This window comes from Serratia sp. KH_031, assembly GCF_057839655.1.
The window spans coordinates 836174-849743 of record NZ_CM174496.1; the positions used below are offsets into that span (position 1 = coordinate 836174).

Below are 13570 nucleotides of genomic sequence, written 5' to 3' on the forward strand. Positions count from 1 at the left end.
GGAGTGATATGCCAAATATCAGGGACTTTCCCCAACAACGCCGTCATACCCTATATTTTTTACAAGATGCGCGAAAAACTGCGCCGGTGTTACTCACCATGGAACTCGATGCCAGTGCCATGATTGCCACACGCCAACAATTTCAACAGGCAGGCAGCAAAATCAGTTACATTACTCTGCTTATTAAGGTTATTTCTGAGGCGTTACAGCAGTTTCCTCAAGCAAATTCAGTATTGTTGGACGGTTGGCGCCCAAAAGTTGTGCAGTATGATAGCGTGGTGGCGAAATTTACGTTGGATAAAATGGTTGGCAATGAGCGTATTGTCGTTTCTGCAGTGGTTGAAAACAGCCAGAATCTAGATGTGGAGCAAATTCAATCTATAATAGATGAGTATAAAAATGCTGCTTATGAAGGATCACCACAGTTTAGCAACTTACGGAAGTTGAATAACCTTAATATAAAAATGGGTCAGTGGATTTATCATAGATTAATGTCTAATCCATATAAACGACTCAAATTTCAGGGCTCTTTTACCATCACCTCATTAGGTCACCGTGATATAGGCGTATTTTGTCCAATTAGCAGTAACACTATGGCATTTGGTGTTGGCGCCATCAATAATAAAGCTGTCGTGGTGGACGATCGTATCGTGATTCTTCCTATATTACCTCTCAGTCTGGTTTTTGATCATCGCGTTATTGATGGCGCACTGGCTGCTGATATCTTTCATCATATAAAGACTCATGTTGAAAAAAATATCTATAGTAGAAAAACATTGGAGAATAGATAAATGAGTAGAAAGAAACTGAGTACCCAAATATGTATTGTTGGTGGTGGGCCTGGTGGGGCATTTCTTGGTTTATTACTCGCTAAAGCGGGAGTTCAGACGTTGTTGTTGGAACGGGCAAAAGATTTTAATCGTGATTTTCGTGGCGAGTCGCTATCCCCCGATGCACGACAGTTACTGGAAGATAATGGTCTGACAGAATTTATTTCTGACCATGGTTATTTAGAATCTAAAGTGTTGAACCTTTATGATAATGGCGATAACCTGATGCGTTTTGATTTTTCACAGTTTGACTATCAACACAAGTATGTTATTGAATTTCCCCAACCAGCACTCTTGCAGGGAATTACGGAGCAGGCGTCTCAGTATGATAATTTCACTCTCATGATGGGGAGTTACTGTAAAGAACTTATTTATAATGATGATAATAGTGTTTGCGGTATTGTGGCGATTGGGGCAGATAAAAGTGAACTGGAGATCCACTGTAATTTGGTGGTCGCTGCCGATGGGCGCTTCTCAAAAATGAGGAAAATGGCAGGGCTTGATGCGGATATTCAGAAAAGTAATCGAGATGTGCTGTGGTTAAAAGTACCGCGTCCGAAAAATTGGCCACATGAGGTGAAAATAAAACTGAAAAAGGATCGGCACTTAATTATTTTGCCGACTTTTCCTGACCATTTACGTTTGGGGGTGAATATTCCGGACGGTGAGTTCAGGGACTTTCGAGCCAAAGGTATCGAACATCTGCAGAATTTTATCATTGATCTGGAGCCTGGCATTGAGCAGGAGGTCAGAGAAACGGTCGTTGATTGGTCTGCTGTGGCGCTGCTGGACATCTTTACTGCCAGAGCATCCAAATGGTACGTCGATGGTTTAGCGTTACTGGGAGATGCCGCACATACGATTACTCCGGTTATGGGGCAGGGCATCAAACATGCGTTGTTTGATGCCGTTGCCCTGCACAATATCATTGTTGAGCAGTTGGCCAAACGGCCTGACGAGTTAATTCAACAGGCTATTCTCTCAAGTTACCAGGCAGAACGGCAGCCTGAAACCGACTTTATTTTGCAGGTTCAGCAACGGCAAGAGAAGATTTTCTGTTTCTCCAGTGCAGGCAAGGTACTGCTGCGGCGTAGTATGTACCGGCTGATTAACCATCTTCCGATGGTGAAACGTGCGCTAGTAAAGCGCGTTTACTTTTCAGGTTATTAATGATGAGATTCTTTTTGAGGAGGGGCTATGAGCTATTTGGCGGAACTGTCTGACTTGGTGATGTTACACGCTCATGCTCAGGATATGGATATCAAACGTTGCCGCAATATCCTTGGTCGTATTAATCGGTTGGAAGGTGAATCACCGGGAAGCTGGGGTATTGAATGGATGACTACAGCCAACGATCTCCAGGCCACAGGGCGGCATGGCGAGGCTTGGCAATATTTTAACCTCGCTCGTTTTCCGTATCCAACGAATCAGCAGATGATTGCCGCTCATAAAGCCTGTGTGGACAGCTTTCTGAAATGGATACGGACTATCTTACCTGAGGTTGAACGGCGTGAGTTGTATTATTGTGATACACATATTCCTTTTTATTTTTACCCGTCGATGGACAAGAAAGCACCTTTATTATTAGTTATGGGGGGGATCGTGTCGCTGAAAGAACAGTGGGGACAATTCCTGCTGGCCGGTAAAAAGATGGGATTCTCTGTTATTGTTGCAGAGATGCCGGGAGTTGGAGAGAACCGGTTATGTTACGATCAGCGGGCGTATATTTGGCTAAGCCGGTTGATCGATAACGTGCAGGATCGCGTTGAAAGTGGATACGTCCACGCTGTAATGATGAGTTTTAGTGGTAATCTTGCATTACGTCAGGCCGTTAACGATCAGCGTATTCGTGCCATTACGACCGTAGGTGCCCCAGTGGCTGCATTCTTTAGTAACAGAGAGTGGTGGGATAAGGTGCCACTCACGACTAAAAATACTTTGGCTTATCTGTTTCGTCAGCCAGATGAGGATATCTTTCCACTACTTGCCCCGTTTGCCATTGCAGAGAGTGAGCTTAACGCTTTAGATATTCCCTTATATTATGTCCAGAGCCTCCAGGATGAGATTATCTCCAGTGAAGAAGTTGATATATTAAAGCGTAATATGTCTAAAGTATTTATTAAAGAGTTTGATGATGTTCATGGCTCCCCTAATTATATGTCAACGCTGAAAAAGTACATTCCCTGGACTATTCTTCATGCTAGTGGTAAAAAAAAGGTTATACGTTTTATCTTGGGGAGCGTTTTACTTGCCATACAACACAAACGGAAATAATTAATAATAGTTAAATGGAGTTTAGCCATGATACGAGGTGTGACCGATTCGCAAGAGGTTTTTTCTTGGTTTCCAAGGCTTAATAGTCGCCCTGGTGCACGATTGCGGCTGTACTGTTTCTCCTATGCCGGTAGCGGAGCATCGATTTATTACCCTTGGCATAATCTGTTGCCGGATACGATCGAAGTTTGTCCGCTCCAGTTGCCGGGACGAGAGGAACGATTAAATGATCCCTGTATTGAAGACTTTGACACCATGGTAGCAAGAATTTTACCGTTGATTGTGCAAACGATCGATCGCCCTTTTGCGATCTATGGTCACAGTCTAGGGGCTTGCTTAGGCTATAAAGTAGCACGTATACTTTGCAACCTTAATCATACGCCAGTTTATTTTTTTGCTGGTGCTCATCGTAGTCCCTGCATTCCTTACTATTATCCCAAGACAAAAGAGTGTAGTGATACAGAGTTGATTACCATGGTAAAACGTTTTAATGGTATGCCGGAAATGGTGATCTCCAACCAGGAAATAATGGCGATCATATTGCCTATTTTACGTAATGATTTATCGCTTTGTGAAAGTTTTCAATATAAACCTGAGGGTAAGTTATCTTGTCCTGTAATGATCTTTAATGGGGAACATGATGAGAATGTGACGAGTGATAAACTGACTCCTTGGAAGGAACACTCAACGAAAAATGTGGGTTTTGTTACTCTTGATGGAGGCCATTTTTTTATTAAAACACATGCTGACGAGCTGGTTGGTAACATTGTAGCCTCGTTGGAGCAGGAAATGAGTATTTGCTAATATGGAGGTGAGACATGGCTTATGAAATCAGAACGGAAATAATTATCAATGCTTCCCAAGGGAAGGTTTGGGGAGTTATTACTGATTTTAGTAATTATTCAAACTGGAATCCTTTTATAACATCTATTGAAGGTATCCTACGGGTTGGAGAGAACATCAGTGTAAGCTTGAATATCCCTAATAAAGGACCGATGTTTTTTAAGCCTAAGGTCACTGCCATGGAAAATAATCATAGCTTGGCTTGGTTAGGCAAGTTTCTGTTTACCGGACTTTTTGATGGTGTGCATAGCTTTCAGATTGATGAGATTTCAGAGGGGCAATGTAGATTTGTTCAGCGTGAAATCTTTAGTGGCATTTTGGTAAAAATGATGTGGGGAAAGTTATCAGTTAATACTAAGGCTGGCTTTGAAGCAATGAATCAGGCTGTTAAAGAACGTTGTGAATGACTTGAAGAAAATATAATCTATACCTGTGATAGGGCAAACGCATATGTGCTTTTTTGCCTGCCCAAATTAATGCTAGCCAGTATCACTTGCTTAAAGTAGTTGCTATTCATGGCAGCCATCTTCTGCTTACGCTTGATACTGGCCTTTTTACTGTTATCTCCAAACGCCGCATGTCGGTAAGACAGAATGACTTTCCGTGAGATAGGCGCTGGTCAACGTGGGATATTTAACGCGGGTTAACATCATTGCCAGAGCCGCATGGGCCCTCAGTGTCAGCATAGTTGTCACCCCCTTCTAAAAATGGATCCAGAGGGTGATGGAGTGACAAATGAAACGTATTTCCCCAGAACGTAAAGCCAGCGTGTTGGCAAAATTGCTGCCCCCTTACAACATGACCGTCGCGGCTGTTGCACAGATGGAAGGGATATCGGAAGCTACTCTCTATAATTGGCGTAAGCAGGCTAAATCAGAGGGGAAACTGGTGCCCGGTGCAGAGAAAAACAGTGAACAGTGGCCTGCCGAAGCGCGGCTCGCGGTTATCGTGGAAACCGCCACGTTAAGTGAAACAGAAATCGCCGAATACTGCCGCAAAAAGGGGCTCTATCCCGCGCAGATAGCGCAATGGAAACAGGCTTTTTTGCAGGTTCCTTCTGGTGATGATAAGGCGGCCCTCAAGCAAAGCCAGAAAGAAAACAAGCAGTTGAAAAAGGAACTGCTGCGTAAAGAAAAGGCGCTGGCGGAGGCGGCAGCGATCCTGGTGTTAAGAAAAAAGCTCAGGGACTACTACGGGGAAACGGACGAGGACGACTGATACCCAACGAAGAACGGCAGCAGTTTATCGCGTGGATAAATGAGGCCGTCACTGCCGGTGCCCGCCGGGCGGTGGTGTGGGTGAGCAATTGCTACACCCTGGTATTTCCATCGTAAGCGTACGGTGAACTCGCGTTGTGTGATTAAAGTAATGTAATAAGCTGGCGGATATTAACTGAAGCTGTTTTCGGCGTAGGGTAATAGCTCGCTGATCTGGCTGTTCGGCCATGTGGGTAAACGGGTCAGCACATCGCGCAGCCAGATATAGGGGTCGTGGCTGTTGAGTTTGGCGGTTTCCAGCAGACTCAGGATAGCCGCCATCCGTTGCCCGGCACGCAACGACCCGGCAAAGAGCCAGACGGTATGACCTTGATATAATCACTTCAGCATTAGTGCATTATTGGAGGTCATTATGTTACAGAATTCCCCTTCAGTTTATGTCGGTCTGGATGTTCATAAAGAGTCTCTAGCCGTCGCTATAGCCAACCCAGAGCGTAGTGGTGAAATCCGCTTTTATGGCAATATTCCCAATCAGCAGCAAAGTATTCATCATTTGTTTCTAAAGTTACAGAAACAATATCCGTCAGTGATGGCTTGTTATGAAGTGGGTCCCTGTGGCTATGGTATTTATCACCAGTTAATGGCGATGTACGTTGAATGTATTGTCGTTGCACCATCTCGGATACCGAAATCAACAACAGACCGGATCAAGAATGAAGTGGCACAATGAAGCGTGAGTCCCTAAAACCATCGATACCCTTGGCGATACATAAAAAAGAAAAGGATAGGTAATGCTCAGCCCTGACGGGCTGAGCATTTATGTCGTTGGATTTACCCTTTCCAAGTTGTCGATGTAGTCGGCATACCACTGCATCATTTCCCGCCTGTCGTCCAGATACTGCGCATGGTTATAAGTACCCCGGATACTGTTCTTATCTGCACGCGCTAACTGAAGTTCAATCCAGGCAGTGTTAAAGCCTTTCTCATGCAGGATGGTACTCAGCGCATGCCGGAAACCGTGACCAATAATCGCCCAAGCGTGGCAAAATCGAACGGACTCACCAGCTTCTCCCGATTAACATCAAGAAAATCAGCCCACCATTGCAGCATTAGTCTGCGTTCATCCAGATGCTCGGCTTTATGAATATAAGCTGCACGCACAGAGTTGCGTTCATATGGCTCATCTGCCACTCAACTGCATCCTTCTACCACAAATCTGATGCTACAACACGCCATGGCTCGGAAACCATGACCGCATACTTCCATTTTGGTGCCATACCCCATTAGGAATAATACATCGTTGATGATGTTTTACCCACCACTTGGAGTTTACGGCAAAAAATGACAAAGAATAAGCCACAGCATAAACCAACAACGCCAGTATCTTTACTGACGTTGTTGACTCTTTGCGAGGCTGGTTATTACGCTGCGGGTAGTGTTGGCATCTCCAACCCCATTTCAAGGCTATCTATATAGTCAGCATACCACTGCATCATGTCCCGTCGTTGGTCGAGATACAGGGCATGTGTCAACAACGGGTAAAAAGTGATCCACTTACCGTCACCACCAACGGTCTAATATTGATCCACCTTTCTTACTCAGGATTAGCTTCAGCGATAACCCCGGATGCTGTTCTTATCCACATGCGCCAACTGCATTTCAATCTAGGTAGTGCAAAAACCTTCCAGATTCAAGATTGTACTCAGCGTATGCCGGAAGCTATAGCCGGTCACTGCCTGAGTTTGGCAAAATCAAACGGACTCACTGCTTTTTCCCTATTTGCATCCAGATAATCCGCCCACCATTGCAACATCAACCTGCGTTCGTCCAGATGCTCAGCCCTGTGAATGTATGCAGCACGAACGCCGTTACGCTCTTGGTGACTCATCTGACGCTCTACGGCATCCTTCGACCATAAACCCGACTCGATTAACGAGCTACAGGCCATGGTCCTGAAACCGTGGCCGCAGACATCCACTTTTGTATCGTACCCCATAAGTCGTAGTGCGTTATTCACAGTATTTTCACTCATGGGCTTCCAGGGATTGTGATCGCCAGTAAAGATCAACTCGTATCCCCCGCTGATAGCGTGTATCTGACGCAGAAGCTCCAGCGCCTGTTTTGATAGCGGCACTAAGTGCTCAGTACCCATTTTAGAACCGCGGTGCGAAAATTTAACACCTTCAATGGGTTTGCGCTCCGGTGGGATTGCCCACATAGATTTTTCAAAGTCGATCTCTGACCAACGGGCAAAGCGCAATTCGCTGGAGCGGATGAAGATCAGCAGCGTGAGCGTGGTTACCAGCCGTGTAAGCGGTTGTCCTTTGTAAGCATCTAGGCGAGCTAACAGCTCAGGGGTACGGTTAAGAGCAAGGGCAGGGCGGTGTTGACGTTTAACCGTGGTCAGTGCGCCAGCCATGTCTACGGCGGGGTTATAGTCAATGATCCCTGATTGGGAAGCGTAGCGCATTACGGCAGAAATGCGTTGTTGCAACCGGGCGGCTATTTCGTAGATCTCTTTTGCTTCCGCAGTTTTGACCGGGATCAGCAGATCTGGCGTTTTAAGCGTGGTGATATCCCGTGAGCCAATATAGGGGAACACGTGGGACTCGAAGCTCTTCAGAATTTTAGCACTGTGTGATTCAGACCATTTTTTGTTGCTTTTGTGCCACTGGAGAGTCACCGCTTCAAAGGCTAATGAAGTCTCAGGCACTGATTTCTTAGCTCGCTTTTGTTCGCAGGGGTCAATACCCTCCGCGATCAATTTTCGAGCCACATCACGTTTATCCCGTGCTTCAGATAATGAGATGTCAGGATATACTCCAAGTGCCAGCGTTTTTTCCTTGCCTAGAAATCGATAACGGAGCCGCCAGTATCTGGAGCCGTTGGGGTGAACGAGCAAAAACATATTGCCGCTGTCTGTGAGCTTATAGGGTTTATCTTGCGGTTTAGCTGCACGGATTTTTGCGTCAGTGAGTGCCATAGCCTGGTTTCCTGATGGAAAAAGGGTACAAACATTATCGAATCAGACTATACCCTCAAATATACCCGCACAAGGGTGTTGATGTCGGGTAAGTTCGGTGGAGTCTGGTAGAGTGAAAGTCTTATGGAAACGTGGATTCTGGCGGGGTATACAAACAAAAACGGACCTCCGTGGAGGTCCGTTGATATGAATTTGGTGCCCGGACTCGGAATCGAACCAAGGACACGGGGATTTTCAATCCCCTGCTCTACCGACTGAGCTATCCGGGCAACGGGGCGCATTAAACCGTATTGCCCGCATGGCGTCAATCGCTTTCTGTCACAAAGCCGATCGGTTGCTCCATTTTCATGCAGTGGTGGGGCGGTGACCTTTATCCTCGCCCGTACCTTTCCTTATAGATATGCAAAAAATACGGATACTTATACTATTTTGATTTCTCTCGTTATTTATTTTAATAATTTAAATAACAATGAGTTAAGTGATAAGAATCCTAGCCAAATTGTTGCTTGAACCCCATAAAAAAACATGTAATCATTGCGCAAATTTTAGCATTTCGCTTCCCATAACGGTGATTTTGCCCACTTAATCCAGAGGGTATAGGCATGACTGGTTTTGCTACACAAGCGCCGCCGCGCACCAGATATCTGATGATGCCTTTGTTCCACCGTTATGCTTTTCGAACGCCGTTCTCCAGACATCCTTTGCTCACCATGCGGTGACGCTATCCGATGCTCACTGTTAGGCATTATTAAAAATAGAGCTATGACTCTGATTTTACTGATGTCTATTGGTCGTAGCTGTACTTATCCATGTTTATGCTCGCCAAACATCATTTTGCCGGGATAGCCTTTGCTATCTCATCCTGTGCCTTGTGGCACCGCCTCATCCTTAACCGTTTGAGAGTCAGCGTTTATGAAAGAATTGAAGATAGCAACGAGCGCCAGTCTGGTCGCCAATATTGAAACTTTGCGTCAGGTAGTGCGCGTGGAACAGACCGATTTTACCGATGTGGCTGCGGTGGTAGTGTCGGTGAGGGATGTGGAGGCCGGGATTTTGGCTGAACTGAAAGCCACCGGTTTTGAGCTGCCGACTTTCGTTGCTGTTGAGGGGGATGAACATTTATCCCCAGATTATCTGCCATTGATTACCGGCGTGTTTGCTTTGAGCCATGCGACTAAGGCTTTTTACATGGCGCAGTTGGAAGCTGCAGCGGATGGCTATGAGCGTGCGCTGTTACCGCCGTTCTTCAAAACGCTGAAAAAGTACGTGGAAATGGAAAATTCTACCTTTGCTTGTCCCGGACATCAGGGCGGAGAGTTTTTCCGTAAGCATCCGGCAGGGCGAAAGTTTTTCGAATTTTACGGCGAAACCCTGTTCCGTTCAGATATGTGCAACGCCGATGTGAAATTGGGTGATTTGTTGATCCATGAAGGTTCTGCCAAAGATGCGCAGAAACATGCGGCCCGGGCGTTCAATGCCGATAAAACCTACTTCGTACTGAATGGAACTTCGGCGGCGAACAAAGTGGTGACGAATGCCTTATTGACGCGTGGCGATCTGGTGCTGTTCGACCGTAATAATCATAAGTCTAACCATCACGGCGCGTTGATTCAGGCGGGGGCAACGCCAATCTATTTGGAAACCGCGCGTAATCCGTTCGGTTTTATCGGCGGCATTGATTCACACTGTTTTGACGAGCGTTATCTGCGTGAGCAAATCCGCGAAGTTGCACCTGAAAAGGCTGCAGCGGCTCGTCCGTTCCGTTTGGCGATTATTCAGCTTGGTACTTATGACGGCACGATTTATAACGCCCGTCAGGTGATCGATACTATCGGCCATCTGTGTGATTACATTCTGTTTGATTCGGCGTGGGTCGGTTACGAAGGCTTTATCCCAATGCTGAAAGAGTGTTCGCCGCTGTTGTTGGAATTGGACGAACACGATCCGGGGATTTTCGTTACTCAATCGGTACATAAACAGCAGGCGGGATTCTCGCAGACTTCGCAAATCCATAAAAAAGATGACCATATTAAAGGCCAGAAACGCCACTGTAACCATAAGCACCTGAACAATGCTTTTATGCTGCATGCTTCGACTAGCCCGTTTTATCCACTGTTCGCCGCGTTGGACGTTAATGCAAAAATGCATGCTGGTGCTGCTGGCCGTCGGATGTGGATGGATTGCGTGAAACTGGGTATCGAAACGCGTAAGCAATTGTTGGAACGCTGCTCGCAGTTGAAACCCTTTATTCCGCTGCAAGTCGAAGGAAAAAACTGGCAGGAGTATGACACTGAACTGATCGCTAACGATGCCCGTTTCTTTAACTTTGTACCGGGTGAAAAATGGCACGGTTTTGACGGTTACGCGCAGGATCAGTATCTGGTCGATCCGTGTAAGTTGCTACTGACTACGCCGGGAATCGATGTTGCCACTGGTCAATACACCGAGTTTGGTGTACCTGCGACCATTCTGGCTAACTACCTGCGTGAAAACGGCATCGTGCCGGAGAAGTGCGATCTTAACTCGATCCTGTTCCTGTTAACGCCAGCAGAAAATCCGGCCAAGATGGATAATCTGGTCGATATGCTGGTGCAGTTTGAGCGTTATATCGAAGACGATGCGCCGTTAAGCGTGGTGTTGCCGACAGTGTATCGTAAAAACGAACAGCGCTATCGCGGCTACACTATCCGTCAGTTATGCCAAGAAATGCACGATCTGTACGTCAGTTTCGACGTCAAACAACTGCAAAAAGAGATGTTCCGTCAAAATCACTTCCCAGCCGTGGTGATGAACCCGCAGGATGCCAACGTCGAGTTTATTCGCGATAATGTGGAACTGGTTCCCATCGCCCAAGCGGAAGGGCGTATTGCCGCTGAAGGCGCTCTACCTTATCCACCGGGCGTATTGTGTGTGGTGCCGGGGGAAGTTTGGGGCGGGGCGGTACAGCGTTACTTCCTGGCATTAGAAGACGGAATCAACCGTTTACCGGGCTTCTCGCCAGAGTTGCAGGGCGTATATATTGAGAAAAAAGATCACGGTTGGAAGCGAATTTTTGGTTATATGATCAAACAGTAAGCGGGTTGGGCTGGTGCGCCAGCCCGGTCTTTGCCACATGACAAAAGCTCTGGCTGCGACTATCTTGATAGTAATTTCAGTACGATAGGTTTACCCATGAAACAACAAGAATATGCCGCTTGGGTTAAAAAAGAGAAAAGGAAGTCTATTTTTCACAGCATTAATTGGTTTTTATTAGTCAATGTTCTGTATGCCGTTTTTTTACTGGTTCATTTTTTTAACGTTAATTTGCTGTTGCACCCCATAGTATCGACGATCGTTACTTATTCACTGGTCGTTTTAGTGGCTCTGCATTGGTTAAAAACACGTAATGAGACTTTGGCCTGGCGGGTATTAGTTTTCAGTGTGTTTGTGCTAACCTTTTGTTGGTGCGTAGTTTTTTACCACCTACTTAGTATCAATGATATGTTGGTCGTATTCCCGTTATCCTTGGCATTATTGTTCTCATCGTTGATTCCGTTTTATTTATCGCCCGGGCTATTCTTCCTTTTTACCGCACCGCTGTTAGCCATCATTATTATCGGTAATGTCGTATTGCGTGATGCGGCGACGATTTCCAACATCGTGGCGTATGCGCTGATGTTATTCATTATGTTCTCGGCAAAGAAGATCATGGAGCGATGGTTTTTATTAGCGGTAGAACGTGAGCGTGAGAACAAAACGCTGATTGAACGATTGAGCAAGCTGGCTAGCAAAGATCCTTTGACTGGAATTTCTAATCGTCGTTACTTCAACAACTATTTCGAATCCGTTTACTCGCGCGAAGTAGAAAGCCAAGGGCGAATGGCGGTATTGCTGATCGATGTTGATTTCTTTAAGAAATACAATGATCACTACGGCCATCAAACTGGTGATGAGTGCTTAATTAAAATTGCCGATTGTTTGGAGAATTGTACCCGTCGTTCGCAAGATTTGGTGGCGCGCTACGGCGGCGAGGAGTTCATTATCCTGTTGCCAAAATCCGGTCGTGAGCAAGCATTGGCGGTAGCGGAGCGAGTGAAGGAGAAAATAGCTAAACTGGCGATCCCTCATGAGAAATCCGATGTGGCCGCCACCGTTACGGTGAGCCAAGGCATTGCCGAATGGCATCCGGGTTTAAGCCGTGAACAACTGGTGGAGTTTGCCGATCGCGCGTTATACCAAGTGAAGGCGCAAGGGCGCGATAACTTTGCGCTTTATGTTGATGAAAAGCAGGATGAAAATACAGATTGAAAATGGGGCTGGATAATCCAGCCCCATTGACTATTACTGCCGACGATAACTCTTCTGTGCGGTATTCACCTTCATCAGATAACGTCGTGATTCACCGGCTGGATGCTTGGTGATCAGCGTTTGGTAAACATCACCCGGTTGCATACTATTGATGATGCTAGCCGCTTTGTTTCTGTCGCTAGAGAACACCCGCAATACGCTACCCGCGCCGCCGTTGTAGGCGGTGATCACCGCATAACGTCGTGAGGTCGGGTTTTGAATCCCACCTAAATACGTGTTTTGCAGGATCGCCAGATAAGCGGTTCCGGTATCGATATTGTTGGCGGGATCGAACAGGAAGCTACGGCTCGGCGTACCCGATTTACCCTGCGCTTTGAACACGTCTTTACCTGCACTGTGCTGCATAACCTGCATCAAACCGAGCGCATCGGAGCCGCTGACCGCATACGGGTTAAAGCTCGATTCGGTTTGCATAATCGCCAAAATTAGCGACTCTTCGACACCATATTTCTCTGAAGCCTTACGTACCATTGGTAAATATTTGTGCGCACGTTTATCCAAGTGGTTAGGCACCAGTCGCACTGTGACCGAGTAGATCACATGCAGGCCGGAAGTGCGTTTTTGCAGTTTGGTTTGCACCAGATAATCGGCGAAGTGCGCGGCACGCCATTCCCAACGGATCGGCTGATCGTTGTTATCCAACACCTGACCATAAAGGAACGGTTCTTTACTGATTTGGATGTCGTTGGCGTCGGAATAGAGATCGACTGCACCGGGATCGTCACCCATCAGCAAGGTAGTGATAATGGCTTGGCGCAGACTGGCAGCCGGATCGGTAGTGGCGATGGTTTCAAAGGTGATAGTACCGGCGTCAAAGTTGATGTGGCTACGCGTTAGGTACTGATCGGTATATTTAACGTAATCTTTCGGCCCGGCGATCAGAACTTCGTTCAGACCCCAGATATTCTCGATGTTGTGGGCGAATTGGCCCATCAGAATGTCGAAGCCATTGGTGTCTTTGACCCAGGCTTCGTTGTACTCATCGGTTTTCTTGCTGGAACAGGAAATCAGCAGGGGGGCTATCACTAGCAAAGCTAAAATTTTCTTCATCTTAAGCCATTACATTATTTGAAGAA

At 46.4% G+C, this 13570-nt stretch carries 9 protein-coding genes, 1 tRNA gene and 7 pseudogenes; 10 read left to right on the forward strand and 7 right to left on the reverse strand.

Going from position 1 to position 13570, the window contains the following annotated elements:
- The first annotated feature begins 8 nt into the window (after window positions 1–8).
- The 7 genes and pseudogenes from AC3ISQ_RS03600 to AC3ISQ_RS03630 all read left to right on the forward strand — a co-directional run.
- The gene (locus AC3ISQ_RS03600; protein WP_489350623.1) at window positions 9–791 is read left to right on the forward strand and encodes a 2-oxo acid dehydrogenase subunit E2; all 783 of its coding nucleotides are present in this window, start codon (window positions 9–11) and stop codon (window positions 789–791) included.
- Window positions 792–2000, forward strand: a complete 1209-nt coding sequence (locus AC3ISQ_RS03605) for an FAD-dependent monooxygenase (RefSeq protein WP_489350625.1) — start codon at window positions 792–794, stop codon at window positions 1998–2000.
- A gap of 27 nt (window positions 2001–2027) precedes the next feature.
- Window positions 2028–3104: an alpha/beta hydrolase gene (locus AC3ISQ_RS03610; protein WP_489350627.1), complete on the forward strand. Its 1077-nt coding sequence runs from the start codon at window positions 2028–2030 to the stop codon at window positions 3102–3104.
- Window positions 3105–3131: 27 nt separating this feature from the next.
- Entirely contained in the window at window positions 3132–3908 is a 777-nt protein-coding gene (locus AC3ISQ_RS03615) for a thioesterase II family protein (RefSeq protein ID WP_489350629.1), read from the forward strand.
- Window positions 3909–3922: 14 nt separating this feature from the next.
- Window positions 3923–4354: an SRPBCC family protein gene (locus tag AC3ISQ_RS03620; RefSeq protein ID WP_489350630.1), complete on the forward strand. Its 432-nt coding sequence runs from the start codon at window positions 3923–3925 to the stop codon at window positions 4352–4354.
- Window positions 4355–4745: 391 nt separating this feature from the next.
- Window positions 4746–5009: pseudogene (locus AC3ISQ_RS03625) on the forward strand (transposase); the annotation flags it as partial.
- A gap of 33 nt (window positions 5010–5042) precedes the next feature.
- Window positions 5043–5230 (forward strand): annotated as a pseudogene (locus AC3ISQ_RS03630) (IS3 family transposase); the annotation flags it as partial.
- A 105-nt stretch (window positions 5231–5335) separates the two neighbouring features.
- Here AC3ISQ_RS03630 and AC3ISQ_RS03635 read toward each other — a convergent pair.
- Window positions 5336–5533, reverse strand: a pseudogene (locus AC3ISQ_RS03635) (transposase domain-containing protein); the annotation flags it as partial.
- A gap of 43 nt (window positions 5534–5576) precedes the next feature.
- On the opposite strand from AC3ISQ_RS03635, the pseudogene AC3ISQ_RS03640 reads away from it, so the two are divergent.
- Window positions 5577–5882 (forward strand): annotated as a pseudogene (locus tag AC3ISQ_RS03640) (IS110 family transposase); the annotation flags it as partial.
- Between the two features lie 99 nt (window positions 5883–5981).
- Here AC3ISQ_RS03640 and AC3ISQ_RS03645 read toward each other — a convergent pair.
- The 5 genes and pseudogenes from AC3ISQ_RS03645 to AC3ISQ_RS03665 form a co-directional block, all read right to left on the reverse strand.
- A pseudogene (locus tag AC3ISQ_RS03645) lies at window positions 5982–6194 on the reverse strand (tyrosine-type recombinase/integrase); the annotation flags it as partial.
- Window positions 6164–6475: pseudogene (locus AC3ISQ_RS03650) on the reverse strand (hypothetical protein); the annotation flags it as partial. The pseudogenes AC3ISQ_RS03650 and AC3ISQ_RS03645, both read right to left, overlap by 31 nt.
- Window positions 6476–6585: 110 nt before the next feature.
- Window positions 6586–6897 (reverse strand): annotated as a pseudogene (locus tag AC3ISQ_RS03655) (hypothetical protein); the annotation flags it as partial.
- Window positions 6894–8147, reverse strand: a complete 1254-nt coding sequence (locus tag AC3ISQ_RS03660; protein WP_489350632.1) for a tyrosine-type recombinase/integrase — start codon at window positions 8145–8147, stop codon at window positions 6894–6896. The pseudogene AC3ISQ_RS03655 and the gene AC3ISQ_RS03660, both read right to left, overlap by 4 nt.
- Window positions 8148–8340: 193 nt before the next feature.
- Window positions 8341–8416, reverse strand: a tRNA-Phe gene (locus tag AC3ISQ_RS03665).
- Window positions 8417–9059: 643 nt separating this feature from the next.
- Here AC3ISQ_RS03665 and speF point away from each other — a divergent pair.
- On the forward strand, window positions 9060–11222 hold the full coding sequence (gene speF, locus AC3ISQ_RS03670) for an ornithine decarboxylase SpeF (RefSeq protein ID WP_489350634.1): 2163 nt from the start codon (window positions 9060–9062) through the stop codon (window positions 11220–11222).
- Between the two features lie 96 nt (window positions 11223–11318).
- Window positions 11319–12434 carry a GGDEF domain-containing protein gene (locus AC3ISQ_RS03675; RefSeq protein WP_489350636.1) on the forward strand — a complete coding sequence of 372 codons (1116 nt, stop codon included), beginning with the start codon at window positions 11319–11321 and terminating at the stop codon, window positions 12432–12434.
- 33 nt (window positions 12435–12467) lie between these two features.
- Here AC3ISQ_RS03675 and mltC read toward each other — a convergent pair whose 3' ends face one another.
- A complete protein-coding gene (mltC, locus tag AC3ISQ_RS03680) occupies window positions 12468–13544 on the reverse strand; it encodes a membrane-bound lytic murein transglycosylase MltC (RefSeq protein ID WP_489350638.1) in 1077 nt (358 codons plus the stop codon).
- Window positions 13545–13570: the final 26 nt, after the last annotated feature.

Bases quoted from the DNA above. Each gene is read 5' to 3' on its own strand.
- AC3ISQ_RS03600 (WP_489350623.1), top strand. From the start codon at position 9: ATGCCAAATATCAGGGACTTTCCCCAACAACGCCGTCATACCCTATAT.
- AC3ISQ_RS03605 (WP_489350625.1), top strand. From the start codon at position 792: ATGAGTAGAAAGAAACTGAGTACCCAAATATGTATTGTTGGTGGTGGG.
- AC3ISQ_RS03610 (WP_489350627.1), top strand. From the start codon at position 2,028: ATGAGCTATTTGGCGGAACTGTCTGACTTGGTGATGTTACACGCTCAT.
- AC3ISQ_RS03615 (WP_489350629.1), top strand. From the start codon at position 3,132: ATGATACGAGGTGTGACCGATTCGCAAGAGGTTTTTTCTTGGTTTCCA.
- AC3ISQ_RS03620 (WP_489350630.1), top strand. From the start codon at position 3,923: ATGGCTTATGAAATCAGAACGGAAATAATTATCAATGCTTCCCAAGGG.
- AC3ISQ_RS03660 (WP_489350632.1), bottom strand. From the start codon at position 8,147: ATGGCACTCACTGACGCAAAAATCCGTGCAGCTAAACCGCAAGATAAA.
- speF (WP_489350634.1), top strand. From the start codon at position 9,060: ATGAAAGAATTGAAGATAGCAACGAGCGCCAGTCTGGTCGCCAATATT.
- AC3ISQ_RS03675 (WP_489350636.1), top strand. From the start codon at position 11,319: ATGAAACAACAAGAATATGCCGCTTGGGTTAAAAAAGAGAAAAGGAAG.
- mltC (WP_489350638.1), bottom strand. From the start codon at position 13,544: ATGAAGAAAATTTTAGCTTTGCTAGTGATAGCCCCCCTGCTGATTTCC.